The following is a 17,827-nucleotide window of genomic DNA, read 5'->3' as shown; positions in this document are numbered from 1 at the left end:
CTGCGCGCCTTCACCCCTCTCTCGAACCGCTGCGCAGTTCGGGAGGGGGACGCTCCCAGCGCGGCGGGGCGGCCCTTGCGCGGGAGCACTGGCCTTCGGCCGCGGCAGTTTCGACGGCTGTCGTCCGATGGATATCTGATTTGCAAACACCATGAGCACTACCAACACACCGACCTTGCCTGCTGCAGCCGTTCCCGGGCGCGGCATTGCCGCCTGGTGGCAGGCCGCGCCGTTCACGCTGGTGTTCGCGCTGTTCTTCCTGGTTCCACTGGCGCTGATCGTGATGGTCAGCTTCTGGGACTTCAACGAGTACGAGCTGTTGCCGGGCTTCACGTTCAAGAACTACGTGTCGATCTTCGCGGGCTGTGGCGATGCGTCGGAGGGCCTGTGCGTCACGCTCAAGACGTACTACTCGACGCTCAAGTTCAGTTTTCTGGTGTGGCTGATCACGCTGGTGATCGGCTTCACCGTGGCCTATTTCCTGGCCTTCCACGTGCGCTCCTCGGGCATGCAGACGCTGCTGTTCGTGCTGTGCACCATCCCCTTCTGGACCTCCAACGTGATCCGCATGATCTCGTGGGTGCCGCTGCTGGGGCGCAACGGCCTGGTGAACCAGAGCCTGGTGGGCATGGGGATGGTCGAGCAGCCGGTGGAGTGGCTGCTGTTCTCGGACTTTTCGGTGGTGCTGGCCTTCGTGCACCTGTACACCATGTTCATGATCGTACCCATCTTCAACAGCATGATGCGCATCGACCGCAGCCTCATCGAGGCCGCCAGCGACAGCGGCGCCAGCGGCTGGCAGACGCTTTGGAGCGTGATCATCCCGCTGTCGCGCACCGGCATCATCATCGGCTCCATCTTCGTGATCACCATCGTCATGGGCGACTTCGTGACCATCGGCGTGATGGGCGGGCAGCAGATCGCCTCCATCGGCAAGATCATCCAGGTGCAGACCTCGTACCTGCAGTTTCCGCTGGCGGCGGCCAACGCGGTGATCCTGTTGGCGGTGGTGCTGATGATCATCTGGGGCCTCACTCGTCTGGTCGATATCCGAAAGGAGCTGTGATGGCAAACCGCATCCGCGAATCCCGCCCCGCCAGCTTCTGGCTGCTGGCCATCGTGTTCAGCCTGTTCGTGTTGTTCATGTACGGGCCCATGTTCGTCATCTTCATCCTGAGCTTCCAGGGCCCCGAGGGCGGGCTGACCTTCCCCATGCGGGGGGTGTCGCTGCATTGGTTCTACAAGCTGGCCGAAGGCCTGGGCGTGGTGGACATCGGCGCGGCGCTGTGGCGCTCGCTGGGCCTGGGCCTGGCGGTGATGCTGTGTACGGTGGTGCTGTCGGTGCTGGCGGGCCTGGCCTTTCGCAAGCGGCTGGCGGGCGGCAACACGCTGTTCTTCATCGTCGTGGCCAGCCTCATCATGCCGTCCATCATCGTCTCGCTAGGCATCGGGCTGGAGTTCCGGCTCATCGACAACGGCATCAAGGCCGCCCTCGAATGGCTGGGCATGGAAAGCACGCTCGAAGGTTACGGCACCTCGCTGGGCCTGTTCACATCGGCCCTGGGCGCGCACCTGACCTGGACGTTGCCCTTCGGCCTGCTCATCATGTTCGCGGTGTTCAACCGCTTCAACCCCGCGTACGAAGAGGCGGCGCGCGACCTGGGCGCCACCCCCTGGCAGGGCTTCGCCCACGTGGTGCTGCCGCTGATCGCGCCCTCGGTCGTGGGCATCGGCATGTTCGGCTTCACGCTCAGTTGGGACGAGATCGCCCGCACCTCGCAGGCCATCGGCGACGTGAACACGCTGCCGCTGGAACTGCAGGGCCTGACCAGCACGGTGACCACGCCGTCCATCTACGCGCTGGGCACGCTGACCACGGTGGTGTCGTTCATCGTCATGGGCATCACGCTGGCGCTGGTGTGGGCTTTGGGCCGCAGGCGCAAAGGTCGTTCGGGGTAAAAACGGCACCCTTATGACGACCACCATTCCCAAGCCCCGGCGCGCACGCGCTGCGGCCGCCGAACCGACCGCTCAGCCCGAGGCCCCAGGCCAGCTCAGCGACAACGATATGTACGACCGCATGGTGTCGGCCATCCTCGACCACCGGCTACCACCCGGCACCAAGCTGGTGGAGGACAAGCTGGCGGCGGCCTTTGGCGTGTCGCGCACGCGCGTACGGCCCGTGCTGGTGCGGCTGGCCAATGAGCAAGTGGTCACGCTCACGCCCAACCGTGGCGCATCCATTGCCCAGCCCACGCCGCAGGAGGCGCTGGAAGTGTTCGAGGCCCGCCGCCTGCTGGAGCCACGTTTGGTGGAGCTGTTCATCGCCAACGCCACCGATGCCGATATCGCCGCGCTGCGCACCTGCATCGACGACGAAGAGGCCGCGCGCGCCAGTGGCGACATGCGGCGTGCCATCCGCCTGTCGGGCGACTTTCACCTACACATCGCGCAGGCCGCCGGGCACCAGACGCTCGGGCGCATCCTGCGCGAGCTGGTGTCGCGCACCTCGCTCATCCTCATGACCTACAGCCCTAGCCACGCACAGACCCGCGAAGAGGCCACGGCCTGCGGCTGCCGCGAGCACCGCGCGCTGATCGACGCCATCCGCCTGCGCGACGCGCGCGAGGCGCCCCGCCTCATGCTGGCGCATCTGGCGCGCATCGAAACGCAGCTGGAGTTCACCCCGCCGGCCAGCGATGTGCCCGATCTCGCGCAACTGCTGGGCGCCTGAATCCCGACACGTCGCCATGCGCCAGCTGCTCGTCATCAACCCCAACACCTCGGCCAGCGTCAGCGCCTTGCTCCAGCGGCATGTGCAGGCAGCCGCAGGCTCGCATGTGGCGGTGCGCACGGCCACGGCGCGTTTTGGCGCCCCCTATATCGCGTGCGAGGCCAGCTACGCGGTGGCGGCGCATGCGGCGCTCGATGCCTGGGCGCACGACCTGGCGCAGCCCCATTCCCGGCCCGATGCGGTGCTGATCGGCTGCTTTGGCGACCCGGGCCTGATGGCGCTGCGTGAAAGCAGCCCGGTGCTCGTGACCGGCCTGGCCGAAGCGTCTTTTATCGAAGCGGCGCGCCATGGCCGCTTTGCCATCGTGACCGGCGGCGAGCGCTGGGGGCCCATGCTGCAGCGCCTCGCGCAGGCGCTGGGCCACGCGCATGGGCTCGCGGGCATCCACACGGTGGCCCCGACAGGCGCCCAGCTGGCTGCAGACCCAGAGGCCGCGCGCGCGTTGCTGACCCAGGCCTGCCGCGATGTGGTGCGGCAGATGGGCGTGCAGGCGGTGATTCTGGGCGGAGCGGGGCTGGCCGGTATGGCCGCTGCCGTGCAGCCGCAGGTAGCGGTGCCGGTGATCGACAGTGTGGTGGCTGGTGCCACCTGGGCCCTGCGGGCTCACCCCGTGCCGCCAGAGCGCAAAGTGCCCGGCTTCGATGTGGCATGGGCGGGGGTGTCGGGGGAGATGGCGGCCTTGGGCACAGCCGGGGTTGTTTGACACTGCTGGGCAGACCACCTGGTCTACGACGGCGCTGGGAGGGCCGTTGGCTCTCAAGTTATACGTATTTTTGGCATCTGGCGCTTATCCAGTAAGCGCGAGTAGCTATAAAAATAGAAGCAGCCTGCGTTCAAGGCGCCAGCGTCTTCGGCTGGTAGTCGCAATACTCACTCACCACACACTCCCAGCAACGCGGCTTGCGTGCCTGGCACACATAGCGGCCCAGCAGGATGAGCCAGTGGTGCGAATCCACTGCGTAGGCTGCAGGCACGCGCTTCATCAGCTGCAGCTCCACCGCCAGCGGGTTCTTGCCCGGCGCCAGGCCTGTGCGGTTGCTCACGCGAAAGATGTGTGTGTCCACCGCCATGGTGGGCTCGCCGAAGGCCACATTCAGCACCACATTGGCCGTCTTGCGGCCCACGCCGGGCAGGGCTTCCAGTGCCTCGCGGGTGCGCGGCACCACGCTGCCGTGCTGCTCCACCAGGATCTGGCAGGTCTGCAACAGATGGCGGGCCTTGCTTTTGTACAGGCCAATGGTCTTGATGTAGCGCTCGAGCCCCTCAAGCCCCAGGTCCAGGATGGCCTGCGGCGTGCCCGCTACGGGGAAGAGTTTGCGTGTGGCCTTGTTCACGCCCACGTCGGTGGCTTGGGCCGACAGCAGCACGGCGGCCAGCAGCTCGAACGGGGTGGTGTATTCCAGCTCCGTGTTGGGCATCGGGTTGGCCGCCTTCAGGGTGGCGAAGAAGGGTTCGATCTGCGCGGTCTTCATGGGAAACGTGGGTTGGGTGCGAGTGGTAGGTGCGGCATTGTCCCGTGCTGCCCTGCAGAATTCCCAGGAACTTGCGCGCGGCGGCTAGCGGCGGCGCGCCAGCTCAGCGTCTGCGGTTACGCAGTGCGCTTCACCGCCAGGCACAGCCAGCAGGGAAACGCGCCCGTGGCAGGGTTGACGGCGAAGTGCTCGTCATAGACCTCGATGGCGGGCCGGGGGGCAACCTCCCAGCCTGCGGGGATCTGCCCCGGGGCCACCATGCCCGCCCAGGCCGCGCCGATCTCGGGCCCGGTGCCGACGAACTGCAAACAGGCGTAGTCGCCACCCGGAAAGTCCTGCACCAGGGCCTCGGTGCCCGTGCGCAGCCCGACGCCCACCTGCACGCAGGCATCATAGCGGCATTGCTCGGGCGGCGTGCACGCGGGGTTGTCGTGGCTGATGCCGTAGTACTTGGGGCGTGGCTCGCTCAGGCCGCGATCACTGCACCACTGGCCAAAGCGCTCCCAAAGCTGCGTGAGGGCCGGGCCGTAAGGGCCGGTCTGGCGCATGTAGGCGAGGCGCATGGCGGGCAACTGGCGGATTTCTAGGGGCATGGTGGTTTGCCTGAGAAGGATTGGGGGACGGTGGGGGACAGGGCTACAAGTCTAAGCCGCAGGAAACCTGCACGCCAATTAGCGACAATGCGAAATTCCTAGTCTGCCAACCACACCGCCGCCATGCAATTTGCCGACCGCCTGAACAACGTAGAAACCTCCGCCATCCGTGAGCTCTTCAAACTGCTGGGCAAGCCCGGCATCATCAGCTTTGCGGGCGGCTTTCCGGACAGCGCCATGTTCGATGTGGAAGGCATCCGTGCCGCCAGCAACGCAGCGCTGGATGAAGAACCCGGCGGCGCGCTGCAATACGGAGCGACCGAGGGCTACAACCCGTTGCGCGAGCAACTTGCCGCCTTCATGGCATCCAAGGGTGCCAAGGCAGTCGCCGCCGACAACCTCATCGTCACCACCGGCAGCCAGCAGGCGCTGGATCTTTTGGGCAAGACGCTCATCAGCCCCGGCGACAAGGTCATCGTGGAAGGCCCGACCTTCCTGGCCACCATCCAGTGTTTCCGCCTGTATGGCGCAGAACTGATCAGCGCCCCCATCGACGGCAACGGCGTGAAGACCGACGAGCTGGAAAAGCTCATCGTCGAGCACAAGCCCAAGTTCGTCTACCTGATTCCCACCTTCGGCAACCCCAGTGGCGCCATGCTGAGCGCCGAGCGCCGAAAGGCCGTGCTGGAGATGGCCGTCAAGCACAACACCCTGATCGTCGAGGACGACCCCTACGGCGACCTGTACTTCGGTGACGCGCCACCCCCCAGCCTGCTCAACCTGTCGGCCAGCGTGCCCGGCAGCCGCGAGCTGCTGGTTCACTGCGGGTCCTTGAGCAAGGTGCTCTCGCCCGGCCTGCGCGTGGGCTGGATGATCGCCCCGGCCGAGCTGCTGGCCAAAGCCACCATGTGCAAGCAGTTCAGCGACGCGCACACCAGCACCTTTGCGCAGGCCACCGCCGCCCAGTACCTCAAGGCCGGCCGCATGCCGGCCACGCTGGCCCATGTGCGCAAGGTGTACGGGGAACGCGCCCAGGCCATGGGCGACGCGCTGCGCAAGGAGCTGGGCGATGCCGTCGACTTTGTGCAGCCCCAGGGCGGCCTCTTTGTGTGGGCGCGCCTGACCGGCGCAAGCGGCAAGGTGGCCGACGGCAACGTGCTGGCCAAGCGCGCGATTGAAAAGGGTGTGGCCTTCGTGCCCGGCACGCCGTTCTTCTGCGCCAACCCAGACCACGCCACCTTCCGCCTGTCGTTTGCCACGGCCGATGTGGACAAGATCCGCGAAGGCGTGGCGCGGCTGGGCCAGGCGATCTGACGCATCAATGTCTGATACAAACGATCTTGCCAACGTTCTCCAGCGCCTCGAAAGCCTGGAGATCAAGGCCAGCTTTACCGAAGACCTGCTGGACCAGCTCAACATGACGATCTACCAGCAGCAGCAACTGATCGACCGGTTGACGCACGAGGTCATCCAGCTGCGCCAGCAGGCGCCCGAAGGTGGCTCGAACGGCCCGCGCAATCTGCGCGACGAGCTACCGCCGCATTACTGATCTGATTTTTCGATCTAGGCCTTCACGGCCCGCAACGCCGCGTCCGCCAGCTCTGCGCGGTACGTGGTGGGCGAGGGTAGGCCACCACCCAGACCTGAACGTTCGGACAGCCACGCCCTGCAATAACTCTGCACCGGCCCCATCACCAGCGATGGCATCAGCTCGCAAGGCAGGTCGCGCAGCGCGCCCGACTGGCGGTGGGGCTCGAACCAGGCCACCAGTGCCTGGTTGCGGCGCCGTGCCGCCTCGGCCAGGTCGGGCGTGCGTTGGCCGGCCGCCACGGCGCCGCGCGCCTGGAACAGAAAACGCGCCCGCTCAGGCTGCGCCACCACCCAGTCCAGATAGCCCGTAACCAGGGCCTGTACGCCCGCTTCGACGCCCTGGGCTGCGTCCAGCTGTGCCTGCACGCTGCGCGACTGGTCGTGAAAGATGTCGAAGAACAGCGCGGCCACGATGCCGTCGCGGTTGCCAAAGTGGTGATAAATGCTGCCAACGCTGGCCCCACAGCGGGCGCGCACACCGTCGATGGAAACGGCATCCACACCACCTTCGGCCGCGCAGGCGAGGGCGGCGTTCAGGATGTCCTGACGGCGGTCGGTGCTGGCTTCGGCGGGAACGGCGGAGGGGCTGGGGGTGATTCGGCTTGCCATGGAACGGGATTCTAGAATAAAGTTCTAGAAAAACCTTCTACTCCCTACGCAACACCATGTATTCCTCTGTCACCACCGCGCCCGTGCCTTCTGCACCCATGCCGCCCGCCCCCGGCGCCGCCCTGTATCCGCACCTGCTTGCCCCTTTGGACCTGGGCTTCACCACGATCAAGAACCGCGTGCTCATGGGCTCGATGCACACGGGGCTGGAGGACGGGCGCGACCTTTCGCGCATGGCGGCGTACTTCCGCGAGCGGGCCGAGGGGGACGTGGGGCTGATCGTGACCGGTGGTTTTGCGCCCAACATCGCGGGCTGGGCCAAGCCGTTTGCGGGCACGCTGGCGACCTCGGGTGCGGCCAAGCGCCACCGCGTGGTGACCGACGCGGTGCACGGCGCGGGCGGCAAGATTGCACTGCAGATCCTGCACACCGGCCGCTACGCCTACCACCCGCTGGCCGTGGCGCCCTCGCGCCTGCAGTCACCGATTTCGCCGTTCACGCCGTTTGCGCTGTCGGCGCGGGGTGTGGAGCGCCAGATCCGTGCCTTTGTGAACTGCGCCGTGAAAGCGCGCGAGGCCGGCTACGACGGCGTGGAGGTGATGGGCTCGGAGGGCTACTTCATCAACCAGTTCCTTTCGCAAACCACCAACCTGCGCACCGACGCCTGGGGCGGCGACTACAGCCACCGCATGCGCCTGCCGGTGGAGATCCTGGCCCGCATGCGCGAGGCCGTGGGGCCTGACTTCATCATCATCTACCGCCTGTCGATGATCGACCTGGTCCCTGGCGGCAGCGCCTGGGACGAGATCGTCACCCTGGGCAAGGCCGTGGCCACCGGTGGGGCCAACATCGTCAACACCGGCATCGGCTGGCATGAGGCGCGGGTGCCCACCATTGCCACCAGCGTGCCGCGCGCAGCGTTTGCCTGGGTCACGCAGAAGATGAAGGCCGAGTTCGCGGCCGCAGGCATTGCCACGCCGCTGGTCACGTCCAACCGCATCAACACGCCCGAGGTGGCCGAGCAGGTGCTGGCGGATGGCTGCGCCGACATGGTATCGATGGCGCGGCCGCTGCTGGCCGATGCTGCGTTTGTGAAGAAGGCTGTAGAGGGCCGGGCCGACCGCATCAATACCTGCATTGCTTGCAACCAGGCCTGCCTGGACCATGTGTTCCAGAACAAGACCAGCAGTTGCCTGGTGAACCCGCGTGCCTGCCATGAGACGGAGCTGGTCTACCGCCCGGTGTCGTCGCGCAAACGTGTGGCGGTGGTGGGCGCGGGGCCTGCGGGATTGACCGCTGCCACGGTCGCCGCCGAGCGCGGGCACGAGGTGCATCTGTTCGACGCGGCCCCGGCCATCGGCGGCCAGCTCAACATGGCCAAGGTGGTGCCGGGCAAGGAAGAGTTCCACGAAATGCTGCGCTACCTGGCCACGCGGGTGGAGGACACGGGCGTGCAACTGCACCTGAACCAGCGCGTGCAAGCCGCCGACCTGGCGGGCTTTGACGAGGTCATCGTCGCTACCGGCGTGGAGCCACGTGACCCGAAGATCCCTGGCCAGGACCACCCCAAGGTGCTGAGCTACATCGACGTGCTGCGCCACGGCAGGCCGGTGGGCGAGCGCGTGGCCATCATCGGCGCAGGTGGCATTGGCTTTGACGTGGCCGAATTCTTGACGCATGGTGACCATCCTTCCACCACGCTGGACCTCCCGGCCTGGAAGGCCGAATGGGGCATCACCGACCCGGCTGCGGCGCGCGGCGGCCTGGTACCCACGGGGCCACGCGCTACGCCACCCGCACGGCAGGTGACGCTGCTGCAGCGCAAGAAGGGCAAGCTTGGCGCGGGCCTGGGCAAGACCACGGGCTGGATCCACCGGACCACGCTGAAGATGAAAGAAGTGCAGATGGTGAGTGGCGTGAACTACGAGCGCATCGCCGACGAGGGGCTGCTGGTGTCATACGGCGACAAGCGCGAGGACCCCACTTGGATCGCTTGCGACACCGTGGTGTTGTGCGCTGGGCAGGTGCCCCTCTTCAGCCTGGCGCAGGATCTGGAGGCTGCGGGCCACAAGCCCCATCGGATTGGCGGCGCGCTGGAGGCCGGGGAGCTGGATGCCAAGCGCGCCATCGACCAGGCGGCGCGGTTGGCGGCCCGGCTCTGACAGGTAGGGCTACCTGGGCGTGTTGCGCTCCCGCACCAAGCGGATGTGCGCCATCAGGTTTGGGTAGAACATGCGCGAGCCGGGCGCCTTTGGGTCGCTGCCCAGCGCTTCCAGTTCGTCGCATAGTTCCAGGATGCGCGGGTTGCCCGCCGCCTCGGCGGTGGACAGAACGAACCGGTTGAACGGCTCGGTGTACAGGATCGATTCCGACAGCGGGCGCGTGCAGCGCACGGCATCGAGGCCCTGCACCGTGGCCAACTGGTCCAGCAGGGGGCCGAGCACGGTTTCGCAGCGCCGGGCCAGCAGGAGCACTGTCCTTGCAAGGCCCTGGGGTCCCCGCATCGCTAGCAAGCTGGCGCCATCGTCATCCGCTTCAATGATGAGCTCCGGGTCTGCGCGCAGCCAGTGCGCCAGCCGCAGCAGGGCGGTGTAGGGCAGGGGGCTATCGGCCGTGTCGTTGAAATACTCGGGCAGGCCGTGGTTGCGTATGCGCTCGGCCACTGTATCAAGGCGCGATGCCACCGTCAGCGACAGCGTGACGGTGTTTTGCGGCGTGGACCTGACGACCACCAGCAGCCAGTGCTTGCCGCCGGAGAAATCGCTGCAATACAGGTGCCCGACCCGGCTGGGCGACGGCGCGTCGGTCATGGTCGGCTCGTTGACGGGGTCGTGCACGAAGCCCTGGGATTGCATGAAGGGCCGCAGCGCGCGCAGCACTGCCGCATACACTCTGTCCAGAGTGGGCAGTACGGGCCATTCCACCTGGTCGCGCCGGGCCCGCCAGTCCAGCAAGCGGCGGTTCAACGTCAGGGCGAGGCGGTCGAAGTTGTGCCAGCTGCAGGCAATGCTGCAGGAGTCGTCCAGCTCGTGGCCGGTACGGCTGAATTCACCGGCAAAGACGGCGTCGTAGTCGTTGTCGAACTGCTCCCGGTAGTAGTGTTCGGTGAAGGCCCTGCCTTCCTCGTTCACATCATCTGTGCTGAACTTGCCGTCACACGCATCGAACAGAAAGTCTGCACAGGAGATGCGCCTCGCGCGCAGGTCATCCAGATAGTCATTGAGCCCTTCGCCACCTAATCTGCGCAAGGTGAGCCAAGCGACATACATCCCGATGCGCGTGCCTGCGGCCTCCTTGGGCAGATCAGTCTGGAAATCGATGAAGTAGTAATCCGCAGAGTCGAAGATCACGGAGGGCCGCTACAGGAATTTTCCTGCCGCAGTGTAGCGATGCCGAAGATGCTCAGGCGCTGGCCGACAGCCCCAGCGCATGGTACACGCGTGCTGCCGCATAGGCATCGTTGGCAGCGTACACCAGCTGCGATTCGGTCAGCAGGGGGTTGGCCCAGTTGGAGGTGGCAGCCTTTTTGGATTTGATGAAGCGCCGGTTGAACAGCACGGCCACCGCGCCCTTGACGCCCATCTCCTTGCGGTAGCCCTGCTGGCGGAACACGTGGTTAAGCTCCAGCACGCCTTCGGGCACTACGCCCAGCTTGGCCTGTATGCGCTTTTTGTCATCCCCCAGGCCAAAGCCCGCTTTGGTCACGCCGCGCAAAGCCAGCAACTCGGCCACGCGGGCGCGGCAGCCGGGGTCGTGCAGCTGGAATACCCAGGCCGTGTCGAGCGTGGCCAACTGCACGATGTGGGGTCCGTCGGATTCCTCGCCCTGCACGAAGGTGGGTTTGGATTCGGTATCAAATCCCCAGGCGCTGGCCGCCGCCAGGGCGTTGCAGGCCTTGTCGGCCTGCTCCGGGGTCGAGACGAGGGTGATGCGGTCCGTGCCCAGCCGCTCGAAAGGGTCCAGCAGGGCGATCTGGTCTTTGTCGGGGGTGGCGTGGTGGGCGGTGCGCGAAGGCGGGTGGGGGCGCCGGGGAGGGGGGGATGCCGTCATGGGCCCATTGTGCCGTGCCCGCTTGGGAGCCCTGCCGTGCCCCACGCCGGGGCAGGGGCGCATCCGCCTCTGTGGCAGCGCTCTCAACGCTGGGCCGTCTTGTGCAGGTGGGGCATGTCGGCAATGTGACCCAGGGCCTCTTGGCAGGCTGCTATGGTCAATGCCTGCCGTGCAGTCAGCCAGCCTACGCCAAACCAGGCCCTTGGGTCGGTGGCGGCAACCTGACCATACAGCGTACAGGCCACACGTTCGTCGCCCAGCCGGCCCATGGCCGTCAATGCGGGCTGCAGGCTGGCGAGGAAAGCGTGCCCCTCTGCGTCCAGCGCAGGCTCCACAAATTCCGTGAGGTAGCGCAAACGCTTGAGTCGTTTGCGCAGGCGGTGTTGTTCCTCCGCCGGCAGCGCTGCAAAGCCCTGGGCGCCTTCGCGCACCTTGGCATGCAGGCTGCGCATTCTTTTTTGCAGCAGGCGGCGGGCGTCCTTGGCATCCAGGGCCTCTCCCCCGGTCGCGGACGGGGCATCGAGGCCCCGGGCTGTGAACGCCATGAGGGAGATCAACGCCGCTTGGAACGCTGGTGTGCGCACGATGGCAGCGGCGCAGGGGCCGGGGGCTTCCTTCATCGCCGCACGCACCTCCAGCGCGGGTGCGCCTGCATCGCGCATCTCGGCAACGATGGGCTGCAGGGCCTGGCCCCGATCGCGCAGCTGGCCCAGGCGCTGGAACACCTCTACCAGCGTCGGCTCCCAGGCGGGGTCGAACGCGCCGGGGGCCAAAGGCGCCAACTCGCGCAAGGCCGTGCGCAGCCGGCGGATGCCGATGCGCAACTGGTGCACGTGCTCTTCATCGCCCCCGCCTTCCACGATCTCGCTGGCATTGCCCAATATTTGCTGGAGGCAGTGCGCCACCACAGTGCGCTGCAATTCGCGCCCCTGCAGAAAGTGCTTTCGGGGCACACTGGCCTTCATCGGGGCGGCCTTGGTGGCGGGCCGGGCCCATTGCGGGGCCAGCAAGCGTTCGCCACGCTCTGCCTTGGACACCGTGCTCAGAAACAGCCCATGCCGTGTGGCCCACCGGGTGGCGAGGGCCGCCAGGCCTGCCAGCGGCCCGGCTTTGAGCTCCAGCTCCAGCTCGCAAATGCGCGCCTCTTTCTGCTGCTGCGTGCCGCGATGGGCAATAACCCGTCCGGTGTCCAGGGCCAGCTCCACCACACCGCCCTTGAAGGCGATGTCCCGCGTCACGCGGTCCATCTCGGTGCCATAGGTTTCGGTCAGCGGGCCGGAGGCTGCCTGCAGCGCGTGAAGCAGCCGAGTGCCTGCCACGGTGCCGGCGTGGAGTTCAGGCTGCGGCTCCGGGGCAGGGCCGGTGGCGTGGGCTTGGCCCCGGTCCACGTTGTGCTCCTCGCGGTCCAGCGGGCCGTCGCCCAGGGCCTTGACGGTCTGCACCCACTGGTTGCCTTCGCGGCGCAGCCGAAAGGCAATGCCGCGCGACGACAGCGCTGCATCGGGCGTGTCGAAGTAGCGGGCCTCCATGCGGATTTGCGCATGTGTGCCCCGGCGCGCTGCGGCCTGCACTGCCGCCAGGCGCTCAGGGGGGATGCAGAACTTGAACTCGATTTCCATGAAGAATGCGCGCTGTGAGGGGGAGGGCAGAACCGGTCAATGAAGGATTATAAATATTTCAAATGAATGGCCGGAATGGCGATATTCATGGGTATTGGATTATTGCTGCGAAGGTGCGGACGATGAAATCAGGCTCATCCCCAGCGGGGTGCCATTTTTATCGCGAACGGAGGTAATCGCCTTGAACGCCGATGCCTGAACCCGGTCTGGTAAGCGCACAAAGTTGTTTTCATGGACGAGGGTGTCGCCGTTGAGAAACGACCAGATAATGAATTTGAGGGCCTGCGTGGTTTGCTCCGGGTTCTGGGTGACCTTGGGGAACACCACAAACGTGCCCATGGTGATGGGCCACACGGATTTGCCGGGCTTTTGCGTCAAGGTGTTGTTGAAGGTGCCAGTGGCCGGCCATTCGCTGTTGGCCAGCGCGGATTTGAACGCATCGATGGAGGGTTTCACAAAAACCCCCTCGGCATTCTTCATCTGCACCGATGCCAGGCCGTATTCGGCCACATACCCAAAATCCACATAGCCAATGGCGCCCACCGTGTCGCGCACGCTCTTGGCGACACCCTCACTGCCTTTGAACGCCAGAAATCCTTCGGGCCACTTGATGCTGGTTTTGGCCCCGTGGGCTGCCTTCCATTTCGGGCTGACCTTGCCCAGGTAATCGGTGAAGTTGTAGGTGGTGCCCGAGCCGTCGGCGCGCACCACCACCTTGATGGGCATGTCGGGCAGTGGCGTCTCGGGATTCAGCGCGGTGATCTCCGGGGCATTCCAGCGGCTGATCTCGCTCATAAAGATGCGGCTCAGCACTTCGCCAGTCAGTCGCAGCTGCGTGTTGTGCACCTTGGGCAGGTTGACGATGGGGCTGATACCGGTGATGGCCACGGGCAGGGCGAGCAAACCATGTTCGATGAGGTCCTTGTCGGGCGGGTAGACATCGGTGGCGCCGAAGCCCACGGCCTGTTGCTGGATTTTTTTCATGCCTGCGCTGGAGCCCACTGGGTCGTAGTCCACGCTGGAACCCGTGGCCTTGGCGTAGGCCTTGGCCCAGCTGCGGTAGATGGGCGCTGCGGCCGATGAGCCAGCGCCTGTCACGGCCTGTGCGCTGGCCTGGCCCAGTTGTAAAAGCGAAAGAGCCAGGGTGAATATGGCATAAATATATTTCATGTTTTTGGTGTATTGATTTTTATGAATAAAAATATATCAAGGAAATTTCAATCCCAGGCTGGTGCCGGTCAGCGCCAATCTGGGCGATTTCCGGTGCGAAGCATATCAAAGCGGAGGTGATTTTAACTATGGCAATGCGGTGGCAAGGTTTCTGCAATCGTCATTATTTTGTCATTTGAAACAATTAGTATCTTTCGTGGTGGGGTAGAACCTTGCGGGCAAGGCACAACCAGCAACCCTTGTTGTGGCGTAGGCCCCAGTCGCCACCCTGTGGACCTTCACGAGAGATTCAGATGCTTCAAAAAATCAAGATTGGCACCCGGCTTTTCCTGGCGTTTGCAGTGCTTTTGCTGCTGATTTCAGCCTTGGCCGCCGGGGGCATCAGCGGCGCCAAGCGCCTCACGGAGCGCAGTGCGGCGCTGTATGGCGACCGGACGGTGCCCTTGGGCGTGTTGGCGGAGATCAGCCACCTCACGCAGCGCAACCGGGTTCTGGTGATGGACATGCTGATGGACCCGGGCACCAGCAACCTGCAGGCCAGCCACGCCGCGTTGACCGCCAACGTTGAGCGCATCCACACGCTGTGGACGGCCTACTCCGGCAAGGCGCTGGGCACCGAGGAGCAAGGCCTGGCGCAGGCCTTTGCCGATGCCAATGCCAACTACCTGGACAAGGGGTTGATCCCTGCGGCCTCCGCACTGCTGGCCGGCAAGTACGACGATGGCTCGGAGCTCTACATCAACCAGATTCGGCCCAATGCGGCCAAGGTGCAGGACGCCATCGAGCAACTGGTGGCACTGCAGATCAACGTGGCGGCGGCGGAGTTTGCGGGCGCGCGGGAGATGAGCAACACCATTCACTGGTGGATGCTGGCGGCCACCGGCCTGGCCCTGGTGGTGGGGGCTGCGATGGCCTGGGTCATCACCCGCTCCATTTCGCGCCCCTTGCGCCAGGCGGTGGTGCTGGCCCGTACCGTGGCGGGCGGAGATCTGAGCGCGCAGATCGATGTGCGCGGCACGGATGAAACTGCGGAATTGCTGGGCGCCCTGCGGGAGATGAACCACCAGCTGGTGTGTGTGATCACCGAGGTGCGGGCCAGCACCGAGACGGTGGCGCAGGATGCTGTGCTGATTGCGGGGGGCACGGAAGACCTTGCGCGCCGCACCGAGGTGCAGGCGGCCAACTTGCAGGAGACGGCGGCTTCGATGGAGCAGCTCACCATCACCGTGCAGCACAACACCGACAATGCCCACCGCGCCACCGAGCTGGCCCAAGAGGCTGCCAAGGTGGCGAATGAGGGTGGCAGCGTGATGCGCGACGTGATTGCGACCATGCAGGAGATCAGCATGCAGTCGCAGAAGATCACGGACATCATCAAGGTGATCGACGACATCGCGTTCCAGACGAACCTGCTGGCCCTCAATGCGGCGGTGGAGGCTGCCCGTGCGGGTGAGCAAGGGCGCGGCTTTGCCGTGGTGGCGGGGGAGGTTCGTGGGCTGTCCCAGCGCAGCAGCACAGCCGCCCGTGAGATCCGGGGCCTGATTGGCGCCAGTGTGCGCGGTGTCGAGCGCGGGTCCCTCTTGGTAGGCCAGGCCGGCGAACGTGTAGCCCGCACCGTGCAACGGGTGGACCAGGTGATGGAGCTGATCAGCGAGATCAAGGATGCAGGGCAGGAGCAGGCCCGTGGCATCGCGCAGATCGGCGAGGCCGTGCGGCAACTGGACGCCGCCACGCAGAAAAATGCCGTGTTGGTGGATGACAGCTCGTCGGCATCCGCTGGCATGAAGAACCAGGTCCGGCGCCTGCTGGAAGTGATCCACCAGTTCAGGTTGGCGCCCGACGGCTCTGGGGGGGCCGCAGCGGCGCCGCACCGGAGTGGGCGGCAACTGCCTGCTCTGCAAGCGGGAGTGACATCCCCGAAGCAACTTTCCATGGCTGCGCGTTAGGGTGAAACACTGCACTGGCACGGCGCAGGTCACCAGACGTCTTCGTGGTGGAGCCACCATCCCATGAACCGCACGGATGTACTGATCGCCATTGCCGAGGTAGCGCGGACGGGTGGCGCTTCCGCGCCCGAAGACGCCATCTCGCAACTGGCCGTGATCATCGATGGCCTGGAGCTGTCGAGCCGTGGCTCCGAACAGGTGATGGAGATGCTGCTGCGAATTGGTGCCTGCCTGTGGAACCTTCAGCAGGACCGCATGCGCTTGTGATACGCCACCGCTATTCGCCCAGGGGTTCCAGCGAAGCGATCTGGTTGCGCCCCTGGTGCTTGGCCAGGTACAGCGCCTGGTCAGCGCGGTCGAGCATGTCGCGCAGGCTGCGGTCCGCCTGGCGGAAGGTGCTCAGGCCCAGGCTGGCCGTGATGCCGTAGGTGTGGCCTGTTTCATCGCCGAGCTGCAGGGCGCGAACGCCGTGCAGGATGCGCCTTGCCACTTCCAGGCCCTCGTCCATGCTGGTCAGCGGCAGCAACACGCCAAACTCTTCGCCGCCCAGGCGCCCCACGGCGTCACTGGCGCGCAGCTGGCTTTTGACGGCTTGGGAAAAGGCCACCAGGGCGCGGTCGCCTTCCAGATGGCCAAAGCGGTCGTTGATGGATTTGAAGTGGTCAAGGTCCATCATCAGCAGCGCGAGTGGCTCGCCGTTGCTGCGTGAGTGTTCATACACCGACTCGGCGCATTCCAGAAACGCGCGGCGGTTGGCCATGCCGGTGAGCATGTCGGTCGTGGCCAGGCGGTGCAGCTCGCGCTCCAGGTTCTTGCGCTGCGTCACGTCACGGTAGATGCCCTCGACCCCCGCAAAATTTCCGGTATGGTCGTACAGGGCATGGCTGCTGATGGAGATATCGATCACGGTGCCGTCACGCCGCACCATCTGGCCCGGAAAGTCCGATACCTCGCCGTTTTTCAGGATGGCGGCCTTGAATGCGTCGCGGTCGGAGCTCTGCGGGTAATAGGACTCGGCCGTGCGGCCTTCGATCTCGTGGGGCTCGTAGCCCAGTACCCGCCGCACGCCAGGGCCTACATGTTGCACCACGCCTTGGGCATTGGTGCGGTAGTAGACATCCTGCAGGTTCTCGAACAGGCGGCGGAAGTTCTGCTCACTCTCACGCAGCTGGGCCTCGATCTCGCTCTGGTGGGTCATGTCCAGGCCGCACATCAGCACGGCGGGGGCTCCCTCCCACTCAATGGCCACGCTGGTGATCAGCACCATGCGCAGATTGCCATGCACAGTGCGAATGCGGAACTCCGACGGCTTGTTGGGCTGGCCGGCCTGCGGGGGCTCGGCCACCTGCTGAACGCGGTTGCTGGAGCGTTGCAAGTCCACGGGGTGTACGAATTCGCCATACGGTCGCCCGATGAGGATGTCGGTGCTGTGGGCCTCCAGCAACTGCGCACTGGCCACATTGGCAAAGCGGATGGTGCCCTCCTGCGTGACGAGCAAAGCCGCTGGCAGCATTTGCAGCAGACGGAGGTCGTGGAACATCGGGCTTGGTGGTAACCAAAAGTAATGTTCCATTGTGGCACTTGGGTGCCTGGATTGGAATCCATGTCTGCGGCAGGCGGTACCATCGCCCATGAGAAAAACTTTCCAACTCCACGTTGAAGGCAAGAACCGCGACCGCGTTCTGGATGCCGTCAAGCACGAAATCCGCAAGTACATCAAGCGCGAACGGCGCCGCGACCTCCCCGAAGGCGCCGACTTCTGGGACTTTGACTGCCAGTTTGGCCGCACCAAAGAAGAGGCTGTGGTTGCACACCTGTCGGCCCTCACCGGCCTCATCAATGAGGTGGCGGCCGAAGGCGGTGCCCAGTTTTATGTCGAAGTCCTGGCCAAGCCCGCCAAGCGCAAGCCACGGCTGCCGGGCGAGGCGCAAGGCGCTGAGGGGGATGGCATGGACGAAGGCGACGAAGCGGCCTGAACCTGCCG

Annotated in this window: 18 protein-coding genes; 10 read left to right on the top strand and 8 right to left on the bottom strand. The window is 65.4% G+C overall.

Annotated elements, in window-relative coordinates:
• The first annotated feature begins 151 nt into the window (after window positions 1–151).
• The 4 genes from IB243_RS18030 to IB243_RS18015 are packed head-to-tail and all read left to right on the top strand — an operon-like array spanning window position 152 to window position 3,497.
• Complete coding sequence (locus IB243_RS18030; protein WP_192428603.1) at window positions 152–1,066, top strand: ABC transporter permease; 915 nt, start codon at window positions 152–154, stop codon at window positions 1,064–1,066.
• Window positions 1,066–1,959 carry an ABC transporter permease gene (locus tag IB243_RS18025; protein ID WP_192428602.1) on the top strand — a complete coding sequence of 298 codons (894 nt, stop codon included), beginning with the start codon at window positions 1,066–1,068 and terminating at the stop codon, window positions 1,957–1,959. Before IB243_RS18030 ends, IB243_RS18025 begins: the two co-directional genes overlap by 1 nt.
• Window positions 1,960–1,972: 13 nt before the next feature.
• A complete protein-coding gene (locus tag IB243_RS18020; protein ID WP_010460732.1) occupies window positions 1,973–2,734 on the top strand; it encodes a GntR family transcriptional regulator in 762 nt (253 codons plus the stop codon).
• A 16-nt stretch (window positions 2,735–2,750) separates the two neighbouring features.
• Window positions 2,751–3,497 carry an aspartate/glutamate racemase family protein gene (locus tag IB243_RS18015; RefSeq protein ID WP_057272498.1) on the top strand — a complete coding sequence of 249 codons (747 nt, stop codon included), beginning with the start codon at window positions 2,751–2,753 and terminating at the stop codon, window positions 3,495–3,497.
• Window positions 3,498–3,627: 130 nt separating this feature from the next.
• Here IB243_RS18015 and nth read toward each other — a convergent pair whose 3' ends face one another.
• Both nth and IB243_RS18005 read right to left on the bottom strand, forming a co-directional pair.
• A complete protein-coding gene (nth, locus tag IB243_RS18010; protein WP_192428601.1) occupies window positions 3,628–4,266 on the bottom strand; it encodes an endonuclease III in 639 nt (212 codons plus the stop codon).
• 116 nt (window positions 4,267–4,382) lie between these two features.
• A complete protein-coding gene (locus tag IB243_RS18005; RefSeq protein WP_192428600.1) occupies window positions 4,383–4,859 on the bottom strand; it encodes a GyrI-like domain-containing protein in 477 nt (158 codons plus the stop codon).
• Window positions 4,860–4,982: 123 nt separating this feature from the next.
• Between IB243_RS18005 and IB243_RS18000 the strand changes: the two genes are divergently transcribed.
• Window positions 4,983–6,173, top strand: a complete 1,191-nt coding sequence (locus IB243_RS18000; protein WP_192428599.1) for a PLP-dependent aminotransferase family protein — start codon at window positions 4,983–4,985, stop codon at window positions 6,171–6,173.
• A 7-nt stretch (window positions 6,174–6,180) separates the two neighbouring features.
• A complete protein-coding gene (locus tag IB243_RS17995; protein WP_008906148.1) occupies window positions 6,181–6,408 on the top strand; it encodes a SlyX family protein in 228 nt (75 codons plus the stop codon).
• Window positions 6,409–6,422: 14 nt separating this feature from the next.
• Here IB243_RS17995 and IB243_RS17990 read toward each other — a convergent pair whose 3' ends face one another.
• Entirely contained in the window at window positions 6,423–7,058 is a 636-nt protein-coding gene (locus tag IB243_RS17990; protein WP_192428598.1) for a TetR/AcrR family transcriptional regulator, read from the bottom strand.
• A gap of 98 nt (window positions 7,059–7,156) precedes the next feature.
• Here IB243_RS17990 and IB243_RS17985 point away from each other — a divergent pair, with 98 nt between their 5' ends.
• A complete protein-coding gene (locus IB243_RS17985) occupies window positions 7,157–9,220 on the top strand; it encodes an NADPH-dependent 2,4-dienoyl-CoA reductase (RefSeq protein ID WP_192428800.1) in 2,064 nt (687 codons plus the stop codon).
• Window positions 9,221–9,229: 9 nt separating this feature from the next.
• Here IB243_RS17985 and IB243_RS17980 read toward each other — a convergent pair whose 3' ends face one another.
• From IB243_RS17980 to pstS, 4 genes are all read right to left on the bottom strand, one after another.
• Window positions 9,230–10,408, bottom strand: a complete 1,179-nt coding sequence (locus tag IB243_RS17980) for a hypothetical protein (RefSeq protein WP_192428597.1) — start codon at window positions 10,406–10,408, stop codon at window positions 9,230–9,232.
• Window positions 10,409–10,460: 52 nt separating this feature from the next.
• Complete coding sequence (locus IB243_RS17975) at window positions 10,461–11,108, bottom strand: 3'-5' exonuclease (RefSeq protein ID WP_192428596.1); 648 nt, start codon at window positions 11,106–11,108, stop codon at window positions 10,461–10,463.
• 83 nt (window positions 11,109–11,191) lie between these two features.
• Window positions 11,192–12,727, bottom strand: a complete 1,536-nt coding sequence (locus IB243_RS17970; RefSeq protein ID WP_192428595.1) for a CYTH and CHAD domain-containing protein — start codon at window positions 12,725–12,727, stop codon at window positions 11,192–11,194.
• 99 nt (window positions 12,728–12,826) lie between these two features.
• Window positions 12,827–13,897 (bottom strand): phosphate ABC transporter substrate-binding protein PstS, encoded by a 1,071-nt coding sequence (pstS, locus tag IB243_RS17965; protein ID WP_192428594.1) that lies wholly within the window; start codon window positions 13,895–13,897, stop codon window positions 12,827–12,829.
• 293 nt (window positions 13,898–14,190) lie between these two features.
• Between pstS and IB243_RS17960 the strand changes: the two genes are divergently transcribed.
• Window positions 14,191–15,843, top strand: a complete 1,653-nt coding sequence (locus IB243_RS17960) for a methyl-accepting chemotaxis protein (protein ID WP_192428593.1) — start codon at window positions 14,191–14,193, stop codon at window positions 15,841–15,843.
• A gap of 63 nt (window positions 15,844–15,906) precedes the next feature.
• Window positions 15,907–16,110 (top strand): hypothetical protein, encoded by a 204-nt coding sequence (locus IB243_RS17955; RefSeq protein WP_057223430.1) that lies wholly within the window; start codon window positions 15,907–15,909, stop codon window positions 16,108–16,110.
• A gap of 10 nt (window positions 16,111–16,120) precedes the next feature.
• On the opposite strand, the gene IB243_RS17950 is transcribed toward IB243_RS17955, so the two are convergent.
• Window positions 16,121–17,383 (bottom strand): sensor domain-containing diguanylate cyclase, encoded by a 1,263-nt coding sequence (locus IB243_RS17950; protein ID WP_192428592.1) that lies wholly within the window; start codon window positions 17,381–17,383, stop codon window positions 16,121–16,123.
• Between the two features lie 91 nt (window positions 17,384–17,474).
• Between IB243_RS17950 and IB243_RS17945 the strand changes: the two genes are divergently transcribed.
• Window positions 17,475–17,819: a DUF6172 family protein gene (locus IB243_RS17945; protein WP_010460762.1), complete on the top strand. Its 345-nt coding sequence runs from the start codon at window positions 17,475–17,477 to the stop codon at window positions 17,817–17,819.
• The last annotated feature ends 8 nt before the right edge of the window (window positions 17,820–17,827 follow it).

This window comes from Acidovorax sp. ACV01 (assembly GCF_014851495.1).
Classification (GTDB): Bacteria; Pseudomonadota; Gammaproteobacteria; order Burkholderiales; family Burkholderiaceae_C; genus Acidovorax; species Acidovorax radicis.
The sequence above is the reverse complement of the archived record's forward strand: the minus strand, read 5'-3'. Positions and strand labels throughout refer to the sequence as shown.

What these genes read in the sequence shown, in the direction of transcription:
- IB243_RS18030 (WP_192428603.1), top strand. Translation starts at nt 152, where the DNA reads ATGAGCACTACCAACACACCGACCTTGCCTGCTGCAGCCGTTCCCGGG.
- IB243_RS18025 (WP_192428602.1), top strand. Translation starts at nt 1,066, where the DNA reads ATGGCAAACCGCATCCGCGAATCCCGCCCCGCCAGCTTCTGGCTGCTG.
- IB243_RS18020 (WP_010460732.1), top strand. Translation starts at nt 1,973, where the DNA reads ATGACGACCACCATTCCCAAGCCCCGGCGCGCACGCGCTGCGGCCGCC.
- IB243_RS18015 (WP_057272498.1), top strand. Translation starts at nt 2,751, where the DNA reads ATGCGCCAGCTGCTCGTCATCAACCCCAACACCTCGGCCAGCGTCAGC.
- nth (WP_192428601.1), bottom strand. Translation starts at nt 4,266, where the DNA reads ATGAAGACCGCGCAGATCGAACCCTTCTTCGCCACCCTGAAGGCGGCC.
- IB243_RS18005 (WP_192428600.1), bottom strand. Translation starts at nt 4,859, where the DNA reads ATGCCCCTAGAAATCCGCCAGTTGCCCGCCATGCGCCTCGCCTACATG.
- IB243_RS18000 (WP_192428599.1), top strand. Translation starts at nt 4,983, where the DNA reads ATGCAATTTGCCGACCGCCTGAACAACGTAGAAACCTCCGCCATCCGT.
- IB243_RS17995 (WP_008906148.1), top strand. Translation starts at nt 6,181, where the DNA reads ATGTCTGATACAAACGATCTTGCCAACGTTCTCCAGCGCCTCGAAAGC.
- IB243_RS17990 (WP_192428598.1), bottom strand. Translation starts at nt 7,058, where the DNA reads ATGGCAAGCCGAATCACCCCCAGCCCCTCCGCCGTTCCCGCCGAAGCC.
- IB243_RS17985 (WP_192428800.1), top strand. Translation starts at nt 7,157, where the DNA reads ATGCCGCCCGCCCCCGGCGCCGCCCTGTATCCGCACCTGCTTGCCCCT.
- IB243_RS17975 (WP_192428596.1), bottom strand. Translation starts at nt 11,108, where the DNA reads ATGACGGCATCCCCCCCTCCCCGGCGCCCCCACCCGCCTTCGCGCACC.
- IB243_RS17970 (WP_192428595.1), bottom strand. Translation starts at nt 12,727, where the DNA reads ATGGAAATCGAGTTCAAGTTCTGCATCCCCCCTGAGCGCCTGGCGGCA.
- pstS (WP_192428594.1), bottom strand. Translation starts at nt 13,897, where the DNA reads ATGAAATATATTTATGCCATATTCACCCTGGCTCTTTCGCTTTTACAA.
- IB243_RS17960 (WP_192428593.1), top strand. Translation starts at nt 14,191, where the DNA reads ATGCTTCAAAAAATCAAGATTGGCACCCGGCTTTTCCTGGCGTTTGCA.
- IB243_RS17955 (WP_057223430.1), top strand. Translation starts at nt 15,907, where the DNA reads ATGAACCGCACGGATGTACTGATCGCCATTGCCGAGGTAGCGCGGACG.
- IB243_RS17950 (WP_192428592.1), bottom strand. Translation starts at nt 17,383, where the DNA reads ATGTTCCACGACCTCCGTCTGCTGCAAATGCTGCCAGCGGCTTTGCTC.
- IB243_RS17945 (WP_010460762.1), top strand. Translation starts at nt 17,475, where the DNA reads ATGAGAAAAACTTTCCAACTCCACGTTGAAGGCAAGAACCGCGACCGC.